The sequence below is a fragment of the Psychrobacter sp. 16-MNA-CIBAN-0192 genome (assembly GCF_040309565.1).
Taxonomy (GTDB): domain Bacteria; phylum Pseudomonadota; class Gammaproteobacteria; order Pseudomonadales; family Moraxellaceae; genus Psychrobacter.
This window is the reverse complement of sequence record NZ_JBEOOX010000348.1, coordinates 1-264: the sequence shown is the minus strand read 5'-3', so window position 1 is coordinate 264 and position 264 is coordinate 1. Positions and strand designations below refer to the sequence as shown.

Genomic DNA, 264 nt, shown 5'->3' with positions numbered 1-264 from the left:
CTTGACGCTAGTATCTGTAATTTTCACGTATTACCCCTTTACGCTTACTTTACTTCCAGAGCGAATTTTTATTAGCCCCTCAGTAACAATTTGCTCGCCATCAGTTAGGCCTTCGTCGATAGCAACCCAGCCATTATTTCTGCTAGCAACATGCACTTCAATTTTATTAGCTATCCCATCTTGAATTTGAAAAACAAAGTGTTTGTCTTGCAAAGGTATAACCGCTTTTTCTGGCACCATTAAAGCTTGGTTGCTGCTTAGCTC

At 40.2% G+C, this 264-nt stretch carries 1 protein-coding gene; it reads right to left on the bottom strand.

Translation table 11 applies throughout. The features are described from left to right. Positions 1-30 precede the first annotated feature (30 nt). Positions 31-264 (bottom strand): permuted SH3 domain-containing protein (locus AAEY78_RS13535; protein WP_352339846.1); only part of this gene is annotated, 234 nt, incomplete at its 5' end.